We start from the raw sequence: 23,915 nt of genomic DNA, 5'->3' as shown, positions 1-23,915 counted from the left end.
TCCGATGACCGAACCGAACACCCTCTGCGCCGCATTCCAGGCCACCGCCGCCATAGACCCCGCCGCCGTCGCCGTGCGCACCGTCGGCGACACCCACACCCTGACCTGGCGCGACTACGCCGACCAGGTCCGCGCCGTCGCCGCCGGACTCGCGGGCCTCGGCGTCGGCCGCGGCGACACCGTCGCGCTCATGATGGCCAACCGCGTCGAGTTCTATCCGATCGAGGTCGGCGCGCAGCACGTCGGCGCCACCTCCTTCTCGGTGTACAACACCCTGGCCCCCGACCAGCTCGCCCACGTGTTCGCCAACGCGGGCAACAAGGTGGTGTTCTGCGAGGAACAGTACGTCGAACGGATCCGGGGCTGCGGAGTGCCCGTCGACATCATCGTCCGCATCGACCGGACCGACACCGCTCTGCCCGGCACACTGACCATGGCCGAGTTGACGGCGTCGGCGCGACCGGACTTCGACTTCGAGGCCACATGGCGGGCGGTGCGCGCCGAGGACATCGCCACCCTCGTCTACACCTCCGGCACCACCGGCAACCCCAAGGGTGTGGAGGTCACCCACGCCAACCTGCTCGCCGAGGACCGGGCGTTCACCGCCGTCATGCCCGTGCGCTTCGGCGACCGCCAAACCTCCTACCTGCCCTCGGCGCACATGGCCGACCGGTTCACCGCCCTGTACCTGCACGAGATCCACGGCGTGCAACTCACCGTCGTCCCCGACCGCACCCGGCTGCCCGCCGCACTGGTCGACACCCGCCCCACCATCTGGGGCGCGGTCCCCCGAGTGTGGGAGAAGTTCAAGGCCGCCATCGAATTCTCCGTCGCGGGCGAACCCGATCCCGCCCGCAAGGCGGCGCTCGAGGAGGCGTTCGAGGTCGCCGGGCGGCGCGCGGAAGCGGCCCTGAACCGCACCCCGCCGGACCCGGACCTGGCCGCCGCGTGGGCCGAGGCCGACGCCCGCGTCCTGTCGGGGCTGCGCGCGAAGCTCGGACTCGATCAGTTGCGGTGGGCGCTGTCGGGCGCCGCGCCGATCCCGGCGCGGACCCTCGCCTTCTTCTACGGGCTCGGGATCCCCATCTCGGAGGTGTGGGGCATGTCGGAGCTGAGCTGCGTGGCCTCGGTCAGCCCGCCCGGGCAGATCCGGCTCGGCTCGGTCGGGCGCGTCCTGCCCGGCATGTCGACCCGCGTCGGCGCGGACGGCGAATTCCTCATCCGCGGCCCGCTGGTCATGCGCGGCTACCGCAAGGATCCGGAACGGACCGCCGAAGCGGTCGACGCCGAGGGGTGGTTGCACACCGGCGACATCCTCACCGAGGACGCCGAGGGCTACCTGCACGTGGTGGACCGCAAGAAGGAACTGCTCATCAGTTCGGCGGGCAAGAACATGTCGCCCGCCAACATCGAGAACGCCATGAAGGCCGCGACCCCGCTGATCGGCGAGATCGCCGCCATCGGCGACGCCCGCCCCTACAACACGGCCCTGATCGTCCTCGACGCCGACTCCGCCGCCCCCTACGCCGCCCAACACGGACTCACCGACACCGCGCCCGCCGCCTTGGCCGCCGAACCCGGCGTCGTCGCCGAGATCGCGCGCGGTATCGCCGCGGGCAACGCCGCCCTGTCCCGCGTCGAACAGATCAAACGCTTCACCGTGCTGCCCGCCTTCTGGGAACCCGGCGGCGACGAGATCACCCTCACCATGAAACTGCGCCGCAAACCGATCGCCGCCAAATACGCCGTCGAGATCGACCGCCTCTACGCCACCGACCCGGTCGACTCCGTCCACGAACCCGCCGCACACCCCTGAACGACAATTCCCCCTTGTTCGACCGGAAGCCCGCAGTACGCTCGATGAACCGGACTACGAGGGGGATTCGTCATGGCTGGTTTCCTCGGCGCGCGGCAGGCGCACCCGACGACAGCGCCCGCGATCGTGCACGAAGTGCTGCGATCGCGGGGCGAGCCCCTCGACGAGCGGACCCGCACCGAGATGGGCGCCCGGTTCGGCAGCGACTTCAGCCGGGTCCGGGTGCACAGCGACGGCCGCGCCGCCGAATCCGCCGCCGCCGTCGGAGCCCGCGCGTACACGGTGGGGCGGGATGTGGTGTTCGCCGCCGGACAGTACGCGCCGGGCACCACCGCCGGACAGGAGACGCTGACCCACGAATTGGCGCACGTGGTGCAACGCGGGACCGCGCCGGTGCGGGCGGGCGCGCGGATCGAGGTCGCGGGCGTCGACCACCCGCTGGAGACGGCGGCCCGCGCCCACCGTCCGACAGCGGCCGCGGGCGCGCATCCGGTGCTGCTGCGGCAGACGCCGCCCGGCGGTGGCGCCCCGCCCGCGCCGCCGCGTCGCATCATCTACCTGGACGCGGAGATCCTCGACGCCCAACTCGGGCGCAACAACACCGGCGTGGCCAACGCCCTGCAGGGTTTGCGCGCCGCGGGCGCGGAACTGCGCATCTCGCAGTGGACCTATCACGAACTGGTGAACAAGCCGACGAACCCGCAGACCGTCGCCGCGAACAAGGAACTGGTCAAAGATCTCGGCTTCCCGGTGGATCCGTCGTTCGTGCCGGTGGAAGAACGGGTCGACATCCTGGTGGCGAACCAGGTCGGTGGCACCACCGTGCTCTCGCCCAACGACGCACAACTGGTCGCCGCCGCGAAACGGGTCGGCGGCGAGGTCTTCAGCACCGACCGGGCCTTCCGCAACAACGCCAGGAGCGTGGAGAAGCAATTGGGGTGCGCGTCTCGCCCGAAGCCCTCGCCCTGTCCCCCGCGGCCAATATCCCCAAGGACTACAACGTCGCCAGGCGACTGATGGGCCTGGACCCCATCAGCATCTCCCCGACCGGCGTCGTCACGCGCGGACCCACCGGAGGCGGCGTGGGCGGCGGAGGTACGCCACCGCCACCGGCCGGAGCGCCGCCCGCCGCCCCGCCGCCCGCGGGCGGCGGTGTGAAGGCCACACCCTCGAGCACGGCATCGTCTGCCGGAGCGCCCGCAGGAGGCGCCGCGAAGTCCACCACCACCGCGCGCGTCGGAACACCCGACATGCGTCCGATCCAGGTCGGCGGCCCCGACCCGCGCGGCACCGCGCAGATCGCCGGACTGACCCTGGCGTTCATGGGCGTCAACTTCGCGTTGAACCTGATCAACGACTACATCCAAACCGGCCGGGTGCGACGGGAATTGGCGCGACTCGAACCGGTCCTCGCCGCCACCCGCGCCGCCCATCCCGACACCGGAACCCTGCTCGTGTTCTTCTACACCCAAGCCGAAGCCCCGAGCGAGAGCCTGATCCAACCCGGACCGGTCTTCAGCCACCTCGAGACCGCGACCGGACTCACCCGCAGCGAAGCCACCCTGCACTGGCAGAACCAGCCCGCCATCCGCCCCGGCGCCGGCCCCGGTGTGCGCCAACAGCACGAGGAAGTGTGGATCCCACCGGCGCAACAGGCCGGGCCTGCCGCATTGACGACACCTTTCCGCACCAAGGTCGCGCTGGCCACGTTCGCGGCGGGCCGCGAGACCCTGCAGGACGTCGAATGGGGCGGAGTGACCGGCTTCGACGACGAAGGCACAACCCGCGTCCCCGACGCCGCCGCGGCACGATTCATCGTTCTGCGCGTCCCCTCCCCGGTCATCTGGTACGACTCCGGCATCCAGCACCGCACCGACATCCCCGTGCAGGACCGCCCCGCCGCCGCGGGCGGCGCCATCCCCGTCGTCAACCTGGACCCGTCCATCCCCTTCTACGATGTCGCCGCGGCCTGCGTCTTCCCCGCCGACGACGCCACCGCCGCCCTGTTCGACGGCACCCGCCCCACCAAGGACAACCTCGGCCTGCTCCGCCACTTCCCCAACTTCACCGACGCCCGCTGGGTGCGGCCGGAGAACATCCGGATACTCCAGCGATTCTGACCCCCTTTTCGAGCAGGCGGTTTCGCGGTATTGCCGGCAGGGCCTGCGCACTCCAGTCGGCGGGCGCGCGCAATCCTGACAGCAGTACAGCCTCGTCAGGGTTTGTCGGCAGGGCGCAATCGGTGGCCGCGACCAACGCCAACAGCGGACCCGGGAAGAAATAGCAACGGCCACAATCATTTACGTGATGCTCCGGGGCCAACCCCGTGGCATCACTGGCGTTGGCGCCGGATCCCGTTCAGTTGCACCACTACTGCCTGCTCCTGCTCGACCATCGGGACATCGACCGGTTCGAGTCCCAGCCATGAGTGCCGGCTTTCAGTCGAGCGTCCACAACGTCAGCACGACGACGAGGCTGCCCAGCACCCCGGCGGCCACCTCCACCGTGAGATACCCGCGCGAGTACGCGCCCCGTGCCCACAGCGCCCACACCGGCGCGCACACCCGCAGCGCCGCGAACAACCCCGCCAACCCGACCGCGCCCAGCAGCCCACCGACCGGCAACAGCGGATGCAACCAGAGATAGCCGACGGTCATCACATACACCTCGACCTGACTCCCGAGCAGCCGCACCGCCAACCCGCGCCCACCAGAACCGACACCCGCACCACCGCCCCCGGTTGGTGGGCGCAGCCGCGCCACCGAAGGACGACCGTAGAGCAGGGCCATAGCGGCGATATGGGCCGTCCCGGCCAACAGCCCCCACCCGAGTATCTTCGCGACGAGCATGTTCTCCAAGGGTTCGGCACCACCGGGGCGCGAAGGTCCGTGCCCGCCAACACTATTCCCGCGTCGAGCATTTCCCGTGACTGGCGGCCCGCCGCTTCCCCACCGCTGCCGGGTCAATCGGTAAGGCTTCGCCATCGGTGTCGTGCCCGGTCTGGGAATACGTTCAGGCGGGAGGGTTACGCGAGAAGGGATACTCTGCTCGCCGAAACGGTCGAATCCCGAGGAGGACTGGATGGGTTCCGAGCCCACCGTCGGCGAAGTCGTAGACCTGATCGTCGAACTGGGTCTCATCGACGCGTCCACACCGGAGCGGACATTGGAACCGGACAAGCGTGATAAACCGTTGAGTTACAACGGTCACAGCGTCCAAGCGGCTGTGCTCAACCTGCTCAGTACCTTGGGGATCCGGTACACGTTCGACTACAAGACGTTTCGCGGGATCGACGAGGCCGACGACGACGAGCGGCTGCGGCGGTACGAGGCCGAGTTGCAGGAGATCGCCTCCTGTTCTCGTGGCTTGGTGAGCATCACCAACGTGCGACTGGTCGAGAACGACACGCGATGGGAGCTCCAATTCGACTGCAACGATGAGACCGAGTCGTGGTCGGTAGGCAAACCCTACGACGAGGACGAGGATATCGAAGCCGGTATCGCCTTCGCCACGTGCATCACGGGAATCCCCTGGGACTCCGTTGAGTGCTTCTGCGCCGTGGATCACCATGACGAGAACCTGAGCGGGCAAGCTGTCTTCGGCGACCCGGAGGCACTCAATCGGCTGGGCGCACATTTCGGACTCACCTTCATGCTGTAGCCGAACTTCCCGGTATGAACATCTCGCCAACAACGTTGCCGAGCGGGTGATGAACCGAGCATCGGCACTCGTGATTCCGGCCGACATGCCCAGAGCGAGCGTCGGCAGGCATTGGATCGACGTCTCGCGCGCTTACTTGCTGAATGGCGATCGGACGCGCATTCGATGCACTCGCGACCGCACGAACCATCGCGCCCGCACAGGCCCGCTACAACCCGATGGTGCGCGAAACCCTCCGCGCTCTGGCCCGCGCCGAAGCCCGCCGAACCGACACCGTAGCCGCGACGCCGGCCGTGTACAGGTGGCGTTCCTCGAGGGTCGAGTTCCTGACACCCTCGGCGGAGAAGGGGCTTTGCCGCCTGAGCGGTTCACACCGCCCTTGTGATGCCGCACCGAGTGGCGAACCCAGAGTTTCATGGTGAAGGTTGCCGAAGCGGCCGAGTACCGCGAAACCAACACCGAGAATCTCCTGGACAGGGAGAGAGTCGGACCATGCGCCCCGCTCCGGTCGTCGTATTCGGTGTCCTTGACGAATACGTACCGCACCCCTGACCGCGGCCCGGCTTCATCAACTCTCCGTCCAGGTCGTAGTCACTGGTCAACCGCGAAACATCCCGCGCGCGAATGGCTTTCGCGGGACGGCTGGTCTCCGATCCCAGCGCTTCCCGCAGCGCCGAACGGTCCGTGTTCGCACCGGACAGATCGTTTTCGCACAAAATCCGGGTCAACTCATCGAATCCGACGGCGTGCCGAGTTGACCGGCTACAACCGCTGGTTCAATCGTTCCGCAAGGTCGGTGTAGTCGTGTTCCGGGAAAAGTTTCGGGAACACTTCGAGCATCCGTCGCATGTTGTCGAGGGAGTGGTGGTGTTCGTGATCCGCGAGGGAAACGTCCGCGAACAGGTATTGCCATCCGAAGCATCCCTTGGTGCGCACTAACGCCTCCAGGTAGCCGCAGTAGTCCAGGTCCAGACGGACCGGGCCGTCCGACCTGTCGTGGAACCAGATCTCCAGCGGCGAAACGCCGCGCTGGATGCGCACCGCCGCGAGTCGCCCGGTGCCGGTGCACGGGGGCGCGTCGGGTCTCTGCCGCCCTGGATACACCGCTGTCACGGCCCAGCAGTGGGTATCCCGCTCATCCAGTTCCCAAATCCACTGCTAGTAAAGGGGATTCATATGAACACTGTGTTTGTCGATCCGGCCGCGCCCGTGACCGGATCGAACCTCCCCCGAATCCGGGAACGTTTCGGTGCGGATGTCGATGTGCTGGTGGTCGGTGCGGGGCCTGCGGGAATCATCGCCGCAGACAAACTGAGCGCGGGCGGTGGTGAGGTGCTGCTCGTCGATGCCGGGCGCGCGCACACGGTCCGGGTATGTCCTGTCGAGTTGATGCGCTCATGCCTTGGCTGCAAAGGAATTTGCAACGTGATCTCCGGGTTCGGCGGCTGTGTCCACTACGGCGACGGAGTCAAGCTGTCGCGGTTTCCCAGTGGCCGACGGCTGGCCGAACTGTTGGGGCCGGCGCGAGCGGCGAGGCTCGAGAACGAGGCACTGCGGACATGGCTCGGGACAGGGGTGCCGTCGTTTCGTGGCGTACGTGGGTGGTCGCCGTTCCCGGTGAAGGACTATCCGGTAGTGCCCCTGACCTCGGTAGAGGTGATGGCGATGCTCGACCGGATGCATGATCGGGTATCCGCCACCGCTGGATTGGAGCTGCGGTTGGGCACCGAAGTTCTGTCGCTGACCCCGGTGCCTCCTGCGGGGTGGGTCGCACGCCTTCGTGATCGACGCCAGGGCGAGTACCTGGTGCGGGCAGGGTCGGTGGTAGTCGCGGTCGGACGGCGGGGGCGGAGCTGGTGGCATCGCCAGATCCGTGTTCTGGGTGTGGATTTCGCGCCTCCGGTTCCGTCGGTTGGTGTGCGTTTCGAGATGGCGGCCGAGCTTCTGCGTGGGGGCGCGGCGGTGCATGAGGATTTCAAGACGACGCTGACCAGGAATGGGGTGAAGGTCAAGACGTTCTGCTTCTGTTCGGGTGCCGGTGGCGGGCGGATCAAGTTCACCGATTACGCCATGGAGGGGTACACGCTGCTGGACGGGCACGTGATCGCAGAACCCGCTACCGATGCCACCGCGAACTTCGCGTTGCTGGCGCAACTGCGCGACGACGACGGCCGCCCCTGGGACACCACACGTATCGAAACCGACCTGTTGACCCCGTACCGGCGGCTTCGTCCGGACCGGCCGGGAAAGCCCGTGCTGCAATGGCTTCCGGACTTCCGCGCGATCCGGTTGGGGTGCGCGAGCGTGGAGGAGTTCACCGCACGCTCGGGCGTCACCCCATCGGTGCGGGACTATCGGATGGCCAACCTGGCCGGCATCCTGCCGTCCACCGTGCGTACGGCACTTCTTTCGGCGTTCGATGACCTGATCGGGTTCTTCGCCGGTTCCGGCACCGCTCATGAGGAGCAGGTCGGGGTGATCGGGCTCGAACTGGAGAACACCTGGGACGAGTTGGTCGTGTCGCCGAGCCTCGAGACCTCCGTGTCGAGGTTGTATGCCGCGGGTGATTGCGCCGGCCTGGCCCAGGGCATTCTCCAGGCCGGTGTCGGTGGCCTCGCCGCTGCCGAGGGCATCCTCGGCCCCTCTGTTACCCCAATGACGGAAGGAATTGCCGGATGACCCCACCGCCGATCGCCGCCCGCACTGTGGAGATGGCCCGAGAAGTGTTCGGCGACAATCTGATTGCCGCCTATGTCGGCGGCTCCTATGCGCGTGGCGCACAGAAGCCAACGAGCGACGTCGATACCGTGGTGATCCTCGCCGAGTCACACCGTGAGTGCGAGGCGCTGTTCGCCGACCGGTTCCGGGAGTTGCATCGCGTGGCGGGATTGAAGTTCGACCACGTCGGCGAGGTATTCGACATGGCAACGCTCGACGCGCTGCTGACCTACACCGAAAGTTGTCTCGCGACTGTGCCCGCCATCCAACATTCGGCGTGTTATCAGGCCGACTGCCCGTTGTCGGTGTTCCGCAAGGGCGATGTGGTGTTCAAGATGCTCGAGGAACCCAAGATCTGCGTGCACGACCCCGATGGTGTGCTCGACGTACTCACCGAGCGCGCGGCGCGGTACTTCACCCAGTGGCCGATGCCACGAACACAGGACTACAAGGGCCGTTTGAAGCTGCCCGACGGTTCTCGACAAGCGACGATCGCGACCACCTGGACCGCGCAGGAGAATACGGGCGAGTGGATGCACACGCCGGTCGGGATCGGGTTGGAACGTTGGTTCGGTTCCGACTTGGCCTGGCGGGCAACGGTATTCGAGGGACGACCGCCCCTGACCGAACCGACGCCCGATCCCGGGGCGTGCCCGCTTCCCGATGCCGGTGGCGACCTGGCTGCGGTATTGAGCGCGCATCACCTACGGCCAGTACAAGGTGTATCTGCTCGGCGGGGAACCGACCACGCACCCACAGCTCGACGAAATCCTCGACGTGTGCAAACACCAGGGCTTCAAGGTGGTCGTGACCACCAACGGCCTCATTCCAGCCCGGACCTGGCCGACCCTGGACGAACGGATCGACTCGTTCTCCTTCAGCATGGACGGAGCCCACGCCGACACCCACGAAACGATGCGCGGCCCCAACACCTGGCAGCCACTGCTGGCCAGCATGAAGCGCGCCGTGGCCGCCGGATTCCAAACCCGCGCCATCTTCACCATCACCCGCGACAACGCCGCCGACGTGCCCGACGCGATCGACCTCGCCGAACAACTCGGCCTGGAAATGCTGTCGTTCCACTACTTCACCCCGACCGGCCTCGGCCGGGACCGGCCCGAACTCCAACTGGCGCCACCGGAATGGATGCGACTGTGCGAGCAGATCCGCCGGGCAGCAGCGGGCAAGCGGGCACGGATCTTCTACCCGCCCGCGTTCGTGAACGTGAGCCAACTGGCCGATCTACGGAAGGCCGGGTACGGCGGCTGCACCGCACGAAACCTGGAACGCCTCGCGATATTCCCCGACGGCCGGGTCTATATCTGCTCGGCGTTCTTCGACACCGACCTGCACTACGGCGCCGTCCGCGACGGGCAGATCGTGCCCCGAACCGCCGCCCCCGCCGGAGTCACCGAACTGACCCTCGTCAACCAGGTCAGCTCGAATTGCCTTGGCTGCCCACACGGTTCACTGTGCGGCGGCGGATGCGCCGCCTACGACCACCTCGACCGGACGCTGCGCAGCTCCGAATGCGACCGCAGGACGGCACCGGTGTGCCCGCTGTGGTCCATGCCGACCCACCCGCAGACCACCGAACACCGCCTGATCGACCTCCGGTAGCCCCCCGGAATACCTCACACAAGATTCGCGCGGGCCGCCTCGATCCGGGCCAGCGTCCGCTCCCTGCCCAACGCTTCCAACGACTCGAACAACGGAAGCCCCACGGTGCGACCGGTGACCGCGACCCGGACAGGGGCTTGGGCCTTTCCCAACTTCAACCCCACCTCGGCGGCGGCGGCCTCGATCGCCGCCCGGATCGCCTCGGCGTTCCAGTCGGCGCCGGTCAGCGTCTCGGCAGCGGCGGCGAGCATGTCACCCGCGCCGGGCTTCATCGCTTTCGACCAGGCGGTTTCGTCGGTGACCGGCTTGTCCAGGAACAGGAAATCGACGTAGGCGGTGATCACACCGAGCACCGCGATTCGTGATTGCGCCAGCGGCGCCACCGCCGCGAACACCTCCGGATCGAACGCGCCTTCGGTCCAGGGCGCGCGCGGAGCGCGCAACCACGGTTGGCACACGGCGATGAACCCTGAAATATCGAGAGCGCGAATGTATTCACCGTTGAATGCCTTCAACTTGACCACATCGAAGAACGCGCCGGCCTTGGTCACGTCCGCGATGTCGAACTGCGCCTCCAACTCGGCGTAAGGCCGGATCTCGGGGCCGCCGTCGCGCGGCCCCCACCCCAACAGCATCAGATAGTTCACCAGAGCATCGGGCAGGTAGCCCTCGGCGATGTAGTCCTCGAGGGCTACCTTGTCGCGGCGCTTGGACAGCTTCTGCCGCTTCTCGTTCACGATCACCGGCAGATGCGCCCACGCCGGCGGCGTCTGCCCCAACGCCTCCCACAACAGTTGCTGCTTGGGAGTGTTCGGCAGGTGTTCCTCGCCGCGGATGACCTCGGTGATCCGCTCGTCCACGTCGTCGACGACGTTGGCGAGCAGAAAAAGGGGCGTCCCGTCCCCGCGAGCGATAACGAAGTCCTCGATGGCGCGGTTCGGGAACGCGGTCTCGCCCCGAATACGGTCGGACACAACGGTTTCCCCGTCATCGGGGGTACGGAACCGCAACGCCCGGCCCTGCGCGTATTCCAGGCCGCGATCCCGGCACAAGCCGTCATAGCCCGCGTCCGGCTTGCCGGTGCGCTCGGTGACCTGTTCACGAGTGCAGTCGCAGTAGTAGGCGCGCTTTCCGGCGAACAGCCGGGAAGCGGCGGTCTTGTGTGCTTCGGCGTTGGCCGACTGGAAATAAGGCCCCTCGAACGCGGGATCAGCCTCGGAGATCCCGATCGTCGCCAGCGCAGTGATGATGCCCTGCACCCATTCCGGCTTGTTGCGAGCCTGATCGGTGTCTTCGATACGCAGCACGAACCGCCCACCGGAACGACGGGCCACCGCCCAATTGAATAGAGCGCTGCGTGCGCCGCCAACATGGAACATCCCGGTAGGAGACGGAGCGAAGCGAACTCTCGTAGTCACCCGACGAAAGGTACCCGCCCGGTCGGCGAAACCAGTGGTCAGGGTCACTGCCGCTGCGACCACGATCGGCTTCGCCGATTCCTCTGCCCGCACCGAATCCGATACAGCCCAATGCATTTCGGAAGCGAATCGGCCCAAAGGCGCCCGGCGAAATGAAAAAGGCCGGTCTCGACCCTATTTGTGGTACCGCCTACACCCGACGGTTGCCGGACAGCGGTGAAGGTATCCGTATTCGGGGCAGGCACAGGTCGCGGTGAGGCGCGAGGATGAAACGGTGAGCAGCAACGAACTCGGTGGATTCCTGCGCAGCAGGCGCGAACGCCTCACCCCGAAGGCGGCGGGGTTGCGGCCCGGCCTTGCCCATCGACGGGTGCCGGGGTTGCGGCGCGAGGAACTGGCGGAGTTGGCCGGCGTCAGCGTCGGCTATTACACCAGGCTCGAGCAAGGGGCGAGTTCCAGTGCCTCGGATGCGGTTATCGACGCGTTGGCGGTCGCGTTGCGTCTGGACCCCGAGGAACACGAACATCTGCGCGCGCTCGCCGCGCCGCGCTCGCCGACTCGTCCTCGGGCGCGGCGCAGCGTGCTGCGGCCCGAGGTGCGGCGACTCGTGGCCGCCATGTCGGGGACACCCGCGGTGGTGATCGACCATCGGGTCGATGTCCTGGGCTGGAATCGGCTCGGGCACGCGCTGTTGGCAGGGCACCTGCCCTTCGATGCCCCCGACGGGCGAGTACGCCCGAACCTGGCCCGGATGCTGTTCCTGGACCCGCATCACCGTGCCCTCTACCGCGACTGGCCCGCCAAGGCGACGGTCACCGTCTCGGCTCTGCGCCGGGCCGCCGCCCGCTACCCGTCCGACGCGGGCCTGACCCGACTGGTCGGCGAACTCGCCACCGACAGTGCCGAATTCGCCCGCCTCTGGGCGCGCCGCCCGGTCCGGACCTGCGCCCACGCGATCCGCGAACTCGACCACCCGCTGGTCGGCGCCCTGACCCTCGCCAACGAAACCCTCGTCCTGCCCGATGACGACCAGCAGTTGGGCCTGTTCCACGCCGAGCCCGACAGCCCCGCCGCCGACGCGCTCGCCCTTCTCGCGCACCAAGTTTCGGACCGCGACCGCCGCGTGGTCGGCGAGGTTCCCGATGAGCACTCAGCAGTCCCGACAAGTGAAACAGGAGTACACCCATGAGGATCGTCGTAGTCGGCGGTGCCGGCACCATCGGTCGCCGACTGGTCCCGGCACTGCGCGAACACGGGCACGAGGTGATCACCGCCGCCCGCAACTCCGGGGACGTGCGCGTCGACCTGACCTCCCACGACAGCATCGAAGCTTTCTATCGATATCTCGGAGCGGTGGACGGGGTCGTGGCGATCGCCGCGCACGGCGCGCTCGACGAGTTCACCGACCTGACCGCCGACGCGCTCGCGCGGAATATGCGGGCGAAGTTCTTCGGTCAGGCGGATCTCGTGTTGACCGGTCAGCACCATTGCGCCGACGGCGCCTCGTTCACCCTGACCTCCGGGATCTTCGCCGACCAGCCGTGGCGCGGGGTCACCGGCGGCGGCGTCATCAGCGGGGCGCTGCACAGTTTCGTGCTGTCGGCGGCGCTGGAACTGCCGCGCGGGATGCGGATCAACGCGGTGAGTCCCACGCTGATCGGGGATTCGGTCGACGAGTTCGAGTTTCCGGGCCTGCCCGTGGTGCCGATGGACGAACTGGTGCGGCACTATGTGCGCTGCGTGGAGGGCGGCGGGACCGGTGAGATCGTGCGCGCCTACGGGGCGGCGCGCGGTGAATAGATCCGCGCGGCCCAGTCGCCTGTGCTTCCCGCAAAGGCATACGGGAGGGTGGCGGCCCGGCGGCAACCTGCCTCCCGCGCCCCGAGTTCGAATTGCCAGTGTGTCGCTCGCCGCCGTCGTGGGACCGTCTCGTCGGCGATCGGCGGTAACTCAGGGTGGATCGACGGTCACAGCGCCCGCTCGGCCCGCACCGCGGTGGCGGCCCGCTGATGATCGGGGGCGTCGCCGTCGTCTTTCGGATTGGGTTGTCCCGCACCGGTATTGATCAGATTCCGCAGGCTGCCGGTAAGATAGCCGCCCCAGGCGTTCGAGCACACCTCATAGCATTCGTTCCGGGGGACCAAGCCGCTATGGGTGAAGTGTATCTCGGTACCCCGGTCGGTCCCGGAGATCTCGAACACGATGTCGGTGCCTGTCCATTCGGACCGGTCTTCGATGAAGTCGAAGTGGTTTTCCAGCACGCGCCAGGCTACCTTGCGGCCGGGCGCGAGTTCGGTGACGCGGATCCGACACCGATGCACGTCTTGGTAGTGGTAGTCGAACTCGCCACCTATCCGATCGGTGATTCCCTGGATCGTCTGCGACCACCACCCGCGAACGTCGATGATGGCCTCGAACGCCTCCTGCGGGGTGCGATCCACAGCGACGGTGATGGTGAAGTCGCGGTTGTCATCTGCTTGCTTCATGCCAGTGCTCTCATTGTCGGTCGATACTCGTATGGCTCGGGCTGAGGTCGCCGGAGATTTCTTCCAGCGACATGCCGGTCAATCGTGGTGCTGACGCTGGATCTGTTCTGCGATGCGCTTGATCCGGTTCAGGCGCGAATCCCAGGTCTTGCCAACGTCATTCAGCTGCCGGACCGCGCGCGACAGCTGCGCCTCATCGACTTCGTAGCGCCGCTCGCGGCCCATCGGCGTCGCGTGCACGAGGCCGGCGCGATCGAGGACGTCCAGATGCTTGGTGACCGCCTGGCGCGAAACCGGGAGGCGATGGCTCAGGCTGGTCGGCGTGCCGACACCCTCCGCGAGCAGCAGGTCGAGCAGGCGGCGCCTTATCGGGTCGCCGATCGCCGACCAGAGTTGGTCGTCGACGGCGATCATCGCGCCACCACCGAAGGGGCGTAACTCCGCAGTCTGGGCAGGAATATGTCCCAGCCGCGTTCATGGTCGTGGAAAGTCTCCTCCAGCGCCGCGGCTTCCCATCCCTTCTCCCGCCAGCCGGTCTCGGTCAGGCGCAGAATCGTGCCGTCACCTGAGGCCTCGAGCTCTAAGGCGACCAGCAGAGAATTGTCTGCCTCGGGCCGCTGACCATCGGGAGCGACCCAGCGGAACGCGAACTTGCGGGGCGGGTCCACCTCGACCACGGCGATCGGGGCAACCTTGGCGCGGTCGCCCCACACCAGCTCGCCGGCTCCACCCGGCACCGGTTCGAGCGATGCGTCATCGGGCCACCACATCTTGATGTGCTCGGGGCGACTCACCACGTCGAACACGATCTCCGGCGCCGCGTCGATGCGGATCTCGCGCTCCAGCTTTCCGAACTCCATTCCAGACCTCCCATAAGCAACGATCAGTTGCGTATCACTCTGCCAGGAAAGTCGGAAACGCGCAATATATGGTTGCGCATTGCCCATCCGGTGTTGCCGACGGGCAGGTTGCTGACGTGGACCGGGTTGACCTTGTCGTTGGCGTGGAACGGCGTGATCCGCCGGTGCCGGCGCAGTCGGGCACCGACGTGCTCGATGAGGTGGTGGCGCTGTTCGATCAGGCGATCCCGGCGAAGTTCGGTGCGGCCGAGTCGCGCAGGCCAAACCCCGACTGCCCCGCGATCACGGGCATGGCCGCACTGGATTCCTCCTGCAACTATCTGCGTCAGTTCACCCCTGCGGTGCGGTTCGCGGGCTGGACCGCGGCGAGCGAGCTGCTATCGCGGTGGACATGCTGCGCGAGTTGAACGCGACCGGGCGGCGCAAGGTGTTCGACGAGGCACCGACGAGGGTTCGTCTCGGCGAAGTGGCGCGGCCACCCCGACGAGGCCCGAAAGTCGGGCAGTGCCACCGCGAATCGGCACTACTGTTCGGTCCGCGCCGATGGCCTGCCACGGGTCCGCGCGGACTCGAGGCCCTCGACGGTGCCTTCGTTGATCAGGTCCACGGTCATCTCATCCATCGCGGCGACGACGTGGACCATGAGGTTGGTGTCACCTTCGGGCGGGGACCGTGCCGAGGCGATGCTCGCCGCCGACCGTGCCGCGCGGCGAGCCCGCCGAGCCGACCTGTCGCGAGTTGGTGTCCAACCTGCGGGTTTTCGTGGGCGTGTGCCCGTGGCATCGATGAATGCCGCAGCGACACACCGGTATTCATCGGTTCAGGAGCCGCTGCCGATATTGAGATCCACGCAGGAGTAGAAGGCGTTGTCGGTGTCGGCGATGTTCCAGATGCCGATCAGCTTCTGGTGCCCGCTGAAGCCGCTGAGGTCGACGGTGTGGGTGAGGGTCCCGTCCGGCGGCAGCTGGTTGTTGCCGTCGAACCGGGCCACCTTGGTGTTGCCGATCCAGTACTGGTAATCCAGGGTCCTGTGGCGTGCTGTGAACGTCCACGCGAACGACACCGCACCGTTGACGTCGTATACCTGCCACGGCTTGCTGTCGTCGTCGAGTTCGGACCAACGCGGGTCTCCGGCACTGCAATCGTGCCGACCCTTGGGTCCCTCCACGCTCTGCGGCTCCCACTTTATCGGGCCGCACGGCAGCTGGTCCGCGGCGCACTGCGCCTGCCTGCTCGCGGGTGAGGAGATGTAGCCGTGCGCGTTGGCCATGCCCGCGGGCAGGATCGCGACGAGGAACGGCGCGATGCCCACCGCGCCGAGGATGGACAGTGTTCTGTGGTTCACGAGAAACTCCTTGCCGAGAATGGGGCGGCAGGGGCCGGCATGCTGTCCCGAGAAGGTAGAAAGGTGATCCATACCAGTCTCCGGCGACCGCCGCACGACGGTCAAGGATTCACAGTGCGTGAAAAGTGCTATTTTCCAACACATCTCGGCTTCGGAATCCTGAAGCGCGGTCATCTCGTCCATCGCGGCGACGATGCGGAACAGGAACCGTCCGGCCGGGGTGGTGGTGTCGATGCTTTGTGCGAGCACGATGACGGTCGTTGCATCACCCGGGTATACCGACGCAGCGACATCGCGCCCGCGTTGTCGATCAGAGGGGGTGTGCTCGCTCGAGGATGGCGTCCACGGTTTGGTCGACGGTGAGATCCGAAGAGTCCAACCACAATCCGAGCCGCGGGGTTTGTGCGCGCAGGCCGGTGTCCAGATCCTCGACGGTGAACGGGCCGTAGGCCGATTTCGCGCGGCCCTCTTCGCGGGCCGCGACCACCTCCGGGCGCGGGGCCAGGACCACCACGTAGCGGGGGCGGGTGCGCAACTGCTCTACCAGCCAGGGCAGGTGCTCACCGAGGATCACGTCCTGCAGGACGGCGGTGAAACCCGCGGCGGCGTAGGCGTCGGCGGTGTGGGCGGCGAGGCGGTGGCGCAGGCGCAACTGGTCCAGCGCCTCCGGCGCCGGGTCGGGACTCATGTCGGCGCGTCCGCCGACGACGAAGCGGCGGAACACATCCCCGCGCACATGCGCCGAGCGGGGCAGCCGCTCGGCCAAAGCCTGTGCCACCGTGGACTTTCCGGCAGCCTGGATGCCGGTGATCACATAGACCGCTCCTGTCATGGCGACCATGATCGCATCCGCCCCGCCGCGCGGGCCAGGCATTTTCCGAGCGGGTCGCGGCCTCCGACGATCAGACCGATCGCGTGGGTTTCGGAATTCGAAAATACTCGGCCAACAAAGGTTGTGAATTTCCGTGCTCATACCGCGCGATATCAATTTCCGCCGAGAGAAGGACTTAGTAAATGTCAAGTTCCACAAGAGATTTCATTCAGCATATAGAGCGAGGGAACTCCGCTCTGTCAACCTTCTTCGGGAATTGATTTCTCGGCCGTCGCCAGTGTAGTTTCGGGTCCGCGATCGTTTCTCGCATTCCCATGATCCCGAGGGGTATTCCCATGACAATTGTCGTGACCGGTGCGACCGGCACGGTCGGTCGACTCGTCGTTCGACAGCTCGTCGACTCCGGCCGGAAGGTGCGCGCCGTGACACGCGGCGGTGCGCCGTTCCCGACACCGATCGAGGTGGTTCGCGCGGACCTGGATACGCCCGAATCCCTGACCTCGGCGTTCACCGGCGCGGAGGCGCTGTTGCTGCTGTGTCGGCCGGCGACCGCGCTCGATGTGGCCCGACTGGCCGAGCGCTGCGGGGTGCGTCGGATCGTCACCCTGTCGTCCATTCGAGCCGAGGGCGAGCGGGACGCGCCGTATCACCTGGCGGTCGAGCGAGCGGTGGAATCCGTCGACGTGGCATGGACCCATCTCAGGCCGGGAATGTTCGCGGCGAACCTGCTGGGCTGGGCCGAGGCGATCCGAGGGACGGGCGTGGTCCGCGAGCCGTATTCGGCTGCGGCGCAAACCCCGATCCACGAGGCGGATATCGCGGCGGTGGCCGTCGCCGCGCTGTCACACGACGGGCACGCGGGCCGGAAATATCCACTGAGCGGGCCACAGACACTCGACAAACCCGAGCAGTTGGCGGCGATCGGCGCCGGTATCGGACGCGCACTGCGCTTCGAGGAGATCTCCCCGGACGACTGGCGCGCGCGAGCCGACTCCCTACCCGGCTTCGTACAGGACCTCCTGCTCGAGATCTGGACCGGCAGCGCGGCCACCCCGGAACCGGTGTTGCCCACGGTCGCCGAGGTCACCGGCCGTCCCGCCCGCACCCTCGCCGAGTGGGCCGCCGACCACGCGGCGGATTTCGGCGGTGACCCCCGATGAGTTCCCGAATCGTGCGCCGAGCCGACCTGGACCTGTGGTCGGAGAGTCTCGGCGATCCGACCGATCCGGCCCTGCTGCTGCTCGCGGGAGACACCGCTTGCTCGCGGAGTTGGCCGGAACCGCTCGTCCAGCGTTTCGTCGCCGCCGGGCATCGGGTGATCCGCTTCGACCATCGAGACACCGGCCGATCGACCTGGCGGGAATTCTCCGAGCACCCATACACTTTCGACGATATGGCCGCCGACGCGGTGGCGGTGCTCGACGATTGGCAGGTCGAGCGGGCGCACGTCGTCGGCTTCGGAATGGGCGGCGGGATCGCGCAACTACTCGCACTGGATCACGGCGCGCGAGTGCGAACACTCATCCTGAGCAACTGTTTCGCGCTCGGCGTCGACTTCTTCGCCAACTGGGAGCGAGCGCTGACCGGGGAACCCACACCGGATGGACTCCCCACACCGGATCGGCGGCTCGTCGAACTGCTGACCGGACCGGCGTACTCCGAGGAAGGCATCCGGCGAATGTTGGCGGGGGACTTCTACGACGAAGCCGAACTCCGGGACGCGGCGTCGATCGCGCGGGCACACGCGGGACGACCGGACACCAGGCCCGCGCACCCGCATTCCGAAGTCCGCGTCGGCCTCGACGGTCGCGGTCCGCACCTGCCCGCCATCACCACCCCGACCCTGGTCATCCAGGGCGCCCGCGACCCGATCAACCCACCGCCCCACGGCCGCAGGCTCGCCGATCGCATCCCCGGCGCTCGCCTCGTCGAGATCGACGGAATGGGCCACTCCCTGCCCGCCGCCGTGCACCGCGACTTCGCCGCCGCGATCCTCGAGCACACCGGGGGCGATCACCCGCGCAGGCCGCCGAGTCGCACCTGATCCGATCCCACGTCCGCGATATCGGGCACCCCGAGCAACCGCAACATTCGTTCGGTCGCCACCCGCAGGATCTCCAGCGCCCGCTCGACTCCCCGCTGACCACCCGCCGGCCCCGCAGTGTATGAGAAACGTTCGACAACGTTGTTGGACAACATGTTTACCGCAACACGTTTATTCGACAGATCGTCGATTCGGCCGGAGCTTCGTGAACAGGGGTTCGACCAGACGGGCGGTCAGGGGTGTCTGCTGTCGGTAAGACGATCGTTTTCCGAACACTGGTTCTCGATGAGTCCGGTTCGACTTTCCGTGTATCTATTCGCCCCGGGGGCACGGTTGTGGATTCCACTGCGTGGCAGGCCGTCTCCGGGGCGGCCGGGCTGGGGTAGACCGGTCCCGCGAAGCAGGGCCACTCTGGTTGCCAAATGGAAACTTGTTGCATTCGGTGCGTTCGTGAGCGACGCACCGACACAGCCCAGGAATCCTGAAGCTGTCATGAGCCGCAAAGTAGGACGCGCGGGTTACTGTTGATCCGCCTTACGGTTTCGTTTCGTGCAGTTGGAGTGGTCGCCGGAGGATCTGATCGGGTCATGGACGCTGATCGGTAAGAACGACTGGCGGTTGGTGGGCAACAAGTCGGGGGCGACCAGGCTCGGGTTCGCTGTATTGCTGAAGTTCTTCGAGATCGAGGCGAGGTTCCCTCGTACGGCGGCGGAGGTGCCGGCTGCGGTGGTGAGTTACGTCGCCGAGCAGGTGAAGGTCGATCCGGCGCTGTTCGCCTCGTATCGGTGGTCGGGCCGGACGATCGACTATCACCGTGCCCAGGTTCGTGCTGCTTTCGGGTTCCGGGAATTCGCTGTCAGCGACGAGGACCAGCTGATCGGCTGGTTGGCTGAGGAGATGTGCCCAGTCGAGTTGCGTGAGGACCGGCTGCGCGAGGCTGTGCTGGTGCGGTGTCGGGCCGAGAAGTTGGAGCCGCCGACACCCGGCCGGATCGATCGCCTGGTGGGTTCGGCGCGATCGACGTTCGATCAGCGATTCTGCGCCCGCACGATGTCGCGTCTGAGTCTAGCGTCGGTCCAGGCTCTCAACGACCTGGTCGCCGAGACCGCTACTCCGTTGGCGAGTGGCCGGAATCTGTTGGCGGAGTTGAAGTCCGACCCCGGCAAGGTCAGCCTGGAGACGCTGCTGCGGGAGATCGAGAAGCTGACCGCGGTCCGTTCGCTGAAGCTGCCGGTGGAGCTGTTCGCCGATGCCAGCGAAAAACTTGTCGACGCCTGGCGGGCACGCGCGGCGCGGATGTTCCCGTCAGACCTGCGCGACGCCCCGGAGCCGGTGCGGCTGACGCTGCTGGCGGTGCTGTGCTGGATGCGGTCGGCGGAGATCACCGACGCCCTGGTGGATCTGCTGATCAGTCTGGTGTTGCGGATCAATACCCGGGCAGATCGGCGGGTGGAGCGCGAGCTGACCGAGGATCTGCGGCGGGTCCGGGGGAAGGAGGGAATCCTGTTCAAGCTGGCCGAGGCTGCCGTGGAGCACCCCGACGACATCGTGCGCAAGGCACTGTTCCCGGTGGTCGGGGAGAAGACGCTGCGGGAGCTGGTCAAAGAAGCCAAGGCCAATGAGCAGGTATTCCAGGAGCGGGTCCGCGCGGTGCTGCGCAGTTCGTACTCCAATCACTACCGGCGGATGCTGCCGCCGCTGCTGGCCGCGCTGGACTTGCGGTGCAACAACACCGCCTACCGGCCGGTGATGGTGGCGATGGAACTGTTGGCGCGCTATGCCACGATCGATGGCAAGGTCCGCTTCTACGACCAGCACGCCCTGGTGCCGTTGGACGGTGTGGTACCGAAAGCCTGGCGTGAAGCCGTGGTCGACGACCGCGACCGGGTCGAGCGCATCCCGTACGAGCTGTGTGCTGGTCGCGTTGCGTGACGCGCTGCGCCGGCGCGAAATCTACGTCGAGGGCGGCAACCGGTGGCGCAACCCCGAAGACGACCTGCCGGGTGATTTCGAGCAGGCCCGCGAGGTCCATCGAGGTCCATTACGCCGCGCTGCGTCAGCCGCTGGATGCGACCGAGTTCATCACCGATCTGCGCGCACGGATGACCGCCGGGCTGGAAGGGTTGGACAGGGGCCTGATCGAGGGGAGTACCGGCGGGGTGCGGATCACCAAGCGCCGTGGCGAGCCGTGGATCTCGGTGCCGAAGCTGGACAAACTCATCGAGCCGGAGAACCTGACCGCGATCAAGGACGAGGTAGCCCGCCGCTGGGGCACAATCGACCTGCTCGACGTGTTGAAGGAAGCCGACTTCCTGACCGACTTCTCCATGGAGTTCGTGTCGGTGGCCTCGCGTGAGTCGATGGACCGCGACACGCTGCGGCGGCGGTTGCTGCTGGTGCTGTTCGCGTTGGGCACCAACATGGGCATCAAGGCGATCGTGAATACCGGCGAGCACGAGGAGACCGAAGCCATGTTGCGGCATGTGCGGCGGCACTTCGTGACCCGCGACAACATGCGTCGGGCAATCGTCAAGCTGGTCAACGCGACGTTCGCCGACCGGGATTCGCAGTGGTGGGGTCGGGGGACGGCGTGCGCGAGTGATTCGAAGAAGTTCGGGTCGTGGGAGTCGAACTTCATGACCGAGTATCACCAGCGCTACGGCGGGGCCGGGGTGATGATCTACTGGCACGTCGAGCGCAACCGGGTCTGCATCTATTCGCAGCTGAAGTCGTGTTCATCGTCGGAGGTGGCGTCGATGATCGAGGGGTTGCTGCGGCATTGCACCTGCTGCAATCGTCGCTGGTCCACATAAACACCCTGCTGCTGCAACGGGTGCTGCAAGACCCGGAGTTCTGTAATCTCATGGGAGACAACGAGCGCCGCGCCCTGTCGGCGCTGTTCTGGTCCAACATCAACCCCTACGGGCGGTTCCTGCTGGACATGAACCGTCGCCTCGACCTAGCCAGGCGGGCCGCGTAGTAGCGGGTTTCAGCGTTGCGGGTAGTCTCAGTCGCGGCCGGTCTGCCTGCCGTGTACTGCTCGACACGGATCGGTTCGATCCCGGATCGCATCCTGGCGAGCGCCGGGCGGCAGTCGTAACCGATCCGGAGATTCGGCTACGTGTTCGGCTCTCTCGCTGCGGCGAGGGGCATCGAGCACTCGCGGGTTGGTGACCTCGAGATCTGCCCAGGCCAGGTGACGGTCAGTGTCGGTGGCCTGGACCCCTTGGTTCACCGTCTGGAACTCCCGAGGAGTTGGATGAGGACGAGCTGATCGGTCGTTGAACGCTGGTCGGTAACGAGCGATCGAACGGCCAGTGGCGTTTAGCGTGGCGTCGCGTCAGGGTATGCACGGAGGTGTGAGGGCCAGGTCCGTTGCGGTGCGTGCCTGAGATGTTCAAAACGGAACCGGGGCCTTGCTGGAAATCGAGATTAGGCATTGTTGTTTTCCGCTTGCTTGCGCAGCCAGGTGTCCCATGCCTCGTAGTCGGGATGGTCTGGACCGATCGTGACGAGAGCGTCACCGATTATTCCGTTGGTTTCGGCGCGCATCGGCACCGTCAGGGTTCCATCGGAGTTGCGTGTTGCGTTCATGTGAATCGTTCCTTTTAGAGCGGGTGTGGCTCGAGACGGTGTTGTAGGTTCGAGAAGTAGCTGTCGAGTAAGGCTCCCCGAGCCTGTTTATTTGTGCGTATGCCGAATTTATCGGCGAAGGAATTAGCTCGGTAATCGGGTGGCATGTGGCGGTTGAGTGCCCAGACGGCAAGACTCTCAGCGAAGGTTTCTTGCCGTCCGGCGTTACCCGGCTGAGCATAGTAAGGCTTCGTTATATCCATCTTGTCGTACAGTTGCCTGAACTCTACCGACTCGGACGCGTTGCCGATGGCGTCGTCGAAGGCATGACCAGTCTCATGCACGGCCAGGGAAACGTTACCGTGAGGTCCGACGCCGATGATCACTCGGTGCGTTGACGGATCGTGCAGTCCTGGTACGTCGTCCCAGGTACTTCCCGGGGGCCAGCCGCGTGGTGTTACTCCGCGAAGGTCGGTCAGGATGTCGGTGACGGTGCCGTCGATAATATCGATGCCGCCTTCGGGGTGACTGGCGAAGTATCCGAGGAGTTTGTTATGGAAGCTGTCCGGTAGAAGTTCCAAGTCACGTAGGTGCTGTTCTGCAGCGGGCCCAACCCCGCTGATTCTGAGCCGGTCGCCGTATATGGCGGACAGGCGTGTGCGAGTGCTGTTTCCGAAGCCGTGAACCGGATTGAAGCCTGAAACGGGCGCGGCTTTACTTGCGAGAACCTGCCCCGCACCCATCAGGTCGGCGTTTCCCGCCGTCCGCGCAGCCGTTTTTGCCCCCTCACCGATCTCACGCATGACCCCGGCATAGTGTTCGGCTGCCTTGCCCGCCCGAAGGAACGTCGGGACTATCCGCTCCCGAAGTAGATCGGCAATGGCCCTGCTGATCCGCACCGCTGCTATCCGTTCATGGCGGTGTCATCGCGGGCTGCGTGGGTGTTGTCGCGTTGGAGGGTGCGGTAGATGGTGGGCCGGGAGACGCCGAACAGTTCGCCGAGGTCGGCGATGGTGTACTCGCCGTTGGCGTGCATACGCCGTAGCTCGGTGCGCTGCTTGGCCGAGAGCTTGGGTTGACGGCCGCGGAGGCGGCCTTTGGCGCGCGCGACGGCCATGCCCTCGCGGGTGCGCATGCGCAGCAGGTCGACTTCGAACTCGGCGAAGGTGGCCAGGATGTTGAAGAACATCTTGCCCATCGGGTCGTGCGGGTCGTACACCTGCCCGCCGAGCGACAGCTTGATCCCGCGACCGGCCAGGTCGTCCCCGATCGCCCGCGCATCCGGCACCGAGCGGGCGAGCCGGTCGAGTTTGGGCACGACGAGAGTGTCACCGGCGCGGACCGCCGCGAGCGCCTGATCCAACCCGGGGCGCTGCCGCTTGGTGCCGGTCAGGCCGCGGTCGAGATAGATGCGTTCCTCGACGACACCGAGCTCACTCAACCGGTCGCGTTGGGCGGTGAGATCCTGGGCATCGGTGGAGCATCGGGCATAGCCGATCAACGTGCCGGACATGACCGGAAGCGTAACGGATAGCCTCCCTTC

Annotated in this window: 25 protein-coding genes and 2 pseudogenes; 15 read left to right on the top strand and 12 right to left on the bottom strand. The window is 66.6% G+C overall.

All coding sequences use genetic code 11. The annotated features are described in order from the left end of the window. Positions 1-4 precede the first annotated feature (4 nt). The 3 genes from fadD11 to D5S18_RS05955 all read left to right on the top strand — a co-directional run bounded on the left by fadD11 (position 5) and on the right by D5S18_RS05955 (position 3,936). Entirely contained in the window at positions 5-1,816 is a 1,812-nt protein-coding gene (gene fadD11, locus D5S18_RS05965; RefSeq protein WP_120038795.1) for a fatty acid--CoA ligase FadD11, read from the top strand. A 72-nt stretch (positions 1,817-1,888) separates the two neighbouring features. After that, the gene (locus D5S18_RS05960) at positions 1,889-2,833 is read left to right on the top strand and encodes an eCIS core domain-containing protein (RefSeq protein ID WP_120038794.1); all 945 of its coding nucleotides are present in this window, start codon (positions 1,889-1,891) and stop codon (positions 2,831-2,833) included. Then, entirely contained in the window at positions 2,755-3,936 is a 1,182-nt protein-coding gene (locus D5S18_RS05955) for a hypothetical protein (RefSeq protein WP_120038793.1), read from the top strand. The genes D5S18_RS05960 and D5S18_RS05955 overlap by 79 nt, the downstream gene beginning before the upstream one ends. Before the next feature lie 318 nt (positions 3,937-4,254). Here the strand turns inward: D5S18_RS05955 and D5S18_RS05950 are convergent, their stop codons facing one another. After that, a complete protein-coding gene (locus tag D5S18_RS05950) occupies positions 4,255-4,665 on the bottom strand; it encodes a hypothetical protein (RefSeq protein WP_120038792.1) in 411 nt (136 codons plus the stop codon). 232 nt (positions 4,666-4,897) lie between these two features. On the opposite strand from D5S18_RS05950, the gene D5S18_RS05945 reads away from it, so the two are divergent. Continuing rightward, positions 4,898-5,476 carry a hypothetical protein gene (locus tag D5S18_RS05945; protein ID WP_120038791.1) on the top strand — a complete coding sequence of 193 codons (579 nt, stop codon included), beginning with the start codon at positions 4,898-4,900 and terminating at the stop codon, positions 5,474-5,476. Between the two features lie 762 nt (positions 5,477-6,238). On the opposite strand, the gene D5S18_RS05935 is transcribed toward D5S18_RS05945, so the two are convergent. Then, a complete protein-coding gene (locus D5S18_RS05935; protein ID WP_120038789.1) occupies positions 6,239-6,517 on the bottom strand; it encodes a hypothetical protein in 279 nt (92 codons plus the stop codon). A 144-nt stretch (positions 6,518-6,661) separates the two neighbouring features. Between D5S18_RS05935 and D5S18_RS05930 the strand changes: the two genes are divergently transcribed. From D5S18_RS05930 to D5S18_RS05920, 3 genes and pseudogenes are all read left to right on the top strand, one after another. Then, on the top strand, positions 6,662-8,155 hold the full coding sequence (locus D5S18_RS05930) for an FAD-dependent monooxygenase (protein WP_147403859.1): 1,494 nt from the start codon (positions 6,662-6,664) through the stop codon (positions 8,153-8,155). Further along, positions 8,152-8,325 (top strand): annotated as a pseudogene (locus D5S18_RS36350) (nucleotidyltransferase domain-containing protein); the annotation flags it as partial. The gene D5S18_RS05930 and the pseudogene D5S18_RS36350, both read left to right, overlap by 4 nt. A gap of 589 nt (positions 8,326-8,914) precedes the next feature. After that, a complete protein-coding gene (locus tag D5S18_RS05920) occupies positions 8,915-9,814 on the top strand; it encodes a radical SAM/SPASM domain-containing protein (protein ID WP_120038787.1) in 900 nt (299 codons plus the stop codon). 14 nt (positions 9,815-9,828) lie between these two features. Here the strand turns inward: D5S18_RS05920 and gltX are convergent, their stop codons facing one another. Continuing rightward, entirely contained in the window at positions 9,829-11,349 is a 1,521-nt protein-coding gene (gltX, locus tag D5S18_RS05915; RefSeq protein WP_120038786.1) for a glutamate--tRNA ligase, read from the bottom strand. Between the two features lie 157 nt (positions 11,350-11,506). Here gltX and D5S18_RS05910 point away from each other — a divergent pair, with 157 nt between their 5' ends. Both D5S18_RS05910 and D5S18_RS05905 read left to right on the top strand, forming a co-directional pair. Further along, entirely contained in the window at positions 11,507-12,421 is a 915-nt protein-coding gene (locus D5S18_RS05910; RefSeq protein ID WP_120038854.1) for a helix-turn-helix transcriptional regulator, read from the top strand. Next, positions 12,418-13,032 carry a short chain dehydrogenase gene (locus tag D5S18_RS05905; protein WP_120038785.1) on the top strand — a complete coding sequence of 205 codons (615 nt, stop codon included), beginning with the start codon at positions 12,418-12,420 and terminating at the stop codon, positions 13,030-13,032. The genes D5S18_RS05910 and D5S18_RS05905 overlap by 4 nt, the downstream gene beginning before the upstream one ends. A 167-nt stretch (positions 13,033-13,199) precedes the next feature. Here the strand turns inward: D5S18_RS05905 and D5S18_RS05900 are convergent, their stop codons facing one another. The 3 genes from D5S18_RS05900 to D5S18_RS05890 form a co-directional block, all read right to left on the bottom strand. After that, a complete protein-coding gene (locus tag D5S18_RS05900; RefSeq protein WP_120038783.1) occupies positions 13,200-13,718 on the bottom strand; it encodes an SRPBCC family protein in 519 nt (172 codons plus the stop codon). Positions 13,719-13,796: 78 nt separating this feature from the next. Continuing rightward, a complete protein-coding gene (locus D5S18_RS05895) occupies positions 13,797-14,132 on the bottom strand; it encodes an ArsR/SmtB family transcription factor (protein ID WP_120038781.1) in 336 nt (111 codons plus the stop codon). Beyond that, positions 14,129-14,578, bottom strand: a complete 450-nt coding sequence (locus D5S18_RS05890) for an SRPBCC domain-containing protein (RefSeq protein ID WP_120038779.1) — start codon at positions 14,576-14,578, stop codon at positions 14,129-14,131. Before D5S18_RS05890 ends, D5S18_RS05895 begins: the two co-directional genes overlap by 4 nt. Before the next feature lie 143 nt (positions 14,579-14,721). Here D5S18_RS05890 and D5S18_RS05885 point away from each other — a divergent pair. Further along, positions 14,722-15,105 (top strand): annotated as a pseudogene (locus D5S18_RS05885) (Tn3 family transposase); the annotation flags it as partial. 293 nt (positions 15,106-15,398) lie between these two features. Here the strand turns inward: D5S18_RS05885 and D5S18_RS05880 are convergent. Continuing rightward, positions 15,399-16,106, bottom strand: a complete 708-nt coding sequence (locus tag D5S18_RS05880) for a lytic polysaccharide monooxygenase auxiliary activity family 9 protein (RefSeq protein WP_239003562.1) — start codon at positions 16,104-16,106, stop codon at positions 15,399-15,401. A 127-nt stretch (positions 16,107-16,233) separates the two neighbouring features. Continuing rightward, positions 16,234-16,755: an AAA family ATPase gene (locus tag D5S18_RS05875; RefSeq protein WP_239003561.1), complete on the bottom strand. Its 522-nt coding sequence runs from the start codon at positions 16,753-16,755 to the stop codon at positions 16,234-16,236. Positions 16,756-17,090: 335 nt separating this feature from the next. On the opposite strand from D5S18_RS05875, the gene D5S18_RS05870 reads away from it, so the two are divergent. Then, entirely contained in the window at positions 17,091-17,915 is an 825-nt protein-coding gene (locus tag D5S18_RS05870) for an SDR family oxidoreductase (protein WP_120038778.1), read from the top strand. Beyond that, on the top strand, positions 17,912-18,799 hold the full coding sequence (locus D5S18_RS05865; protein ID WP_120038776.1) for an alpha/beta fold hydrolase: 888 nt from the start codon (positions 17,912-17,914) through the stop codon (positions 18,797-18,799). Before D5S18_RS05870 ends, D5S18_RS05865 begins: the two co-directional genes overlap by 4 nt. Here D5S18_RS05865 and D5S18_RS05860 read toward each other — a convergent pair. Continuing rightward, positions 18,769-18,951 (bottom strand): alpha-hydroxy-acid oxidizing protein, encoded by a 183-nt coding sequence (locus D5S18_RS05860; RefSeq protein WP_147403857.1) that lies wholly within the window; start codon positions 18,949-18,951, stop codon positions 18,769-18,771. The two genes, D5S18_RS05865 and D5S18_RS05860, sit on opposite strands and share 31 nt — an antisense overlap. Positions 18,952-19,348: 397 nt before the next feature. On the opposite strand from D5S18_RS05860, the gene D5S18_RS35250 reads away from it, so the two are divergent. From D5S18_RS35250 to D5S18_RS36345, 3 genes are all read left to right on the top strand, one after another. Further along, on the top strand, positions 19,349-20,731 hold the full coding sequence (locus D5S18_RS35250; protein WP_203236612.1) for a DUF4158 domain-containing protein: 1,383 nt from the start codon (positions 19,349-19,351) through the stop codon (positions 20,729-20,731). Positions 20,732-20,802: 71 nt separating this feature from the next. Then, on the top strand, positions 20,803-21,612 hold the full coding sequence (locus tag D5S18_RS35245) for a Tn3 family transposase (RefSeq protein WP_203236611.1): 810 nt from the start codon (positions 20,803-20,805) through the stop codon (positions 21,610-21,612). Then, complete coding sequence (locus D5S18_RS36345) at positions 21,531-21,779, top strand: Tn3 family transposase (protein WP_369410368.1); 249 nt, start codon at positions 21,531-21,533, stop codon at positions 21,777-21,779. Before D5S18_RS35245 ends, D5S18_RS36345 begins: the two co-directional genes overlap by 82 nt. Positions 21,780-22,231: 452 nt before the next feature. On the opposite strand, the gene D5S18_RS34760 is transcribed toward D5S18_RS36345, so the two are convergent. Genes D5S18_RS34760 through D5S18_RS05845 form a run of 3 tightly spaced genes read right to left on the bottom strand, consistent with a single transcriptional unit; the run spans position 22,232 to position 23,885 of the window. Continuing rightward, entirely contained in the window at positions 22,232-22,393 is a 162-nt protein-coding gene (locus tag D5S18_RS34760; RefSeq protein WP_158607807.1) for a hypothetical protein, read from the bottom strand. A gap of 14 nt (positions 22,394-22,407) precedes the next feature. Then, positions 22,408-23,271, bottom strand: coding sequence for an anthrax toxin lethal factor-related metalloendopeptidase (locus tag D5S18_RS05850; RefSeq protein WP_120038772.1), 864 nt, complete (start codon positions 23,269-23,271; stop codon positions 22,408-22,410). 5 nt (positions 23,272-23,276) lie between these two features. Continuing rightward, positions 23,277-23,885: a recombinase family protein gene (locus D5S18_RS05845; RefSeq protein ID WP_120038770.1), complete on the bottom strand. Its 609-nt coding sequence runs from the start codon at positions 23,883-23,885 to the stop codon at positions 23,277-23,279. Between the last annotated feature and the right edge of the window lie 30 nt (positions 23,886-23,915).

The organism is Nocardia panacis (assembly GCF_003598715.1).
Taxonomy (GTDB): domain Bacteria; phylum Actinomycetota; class Actinomycetes; order Mycobacteriales; family Mycobacteriaceae; genus Nocardia; species Nocardia panacis.
The sequence above is the reverse complement of the archived record's forward strand: the minus strand, read 5'-3'. Positions and strand labels throughout refer to the sequence as shown.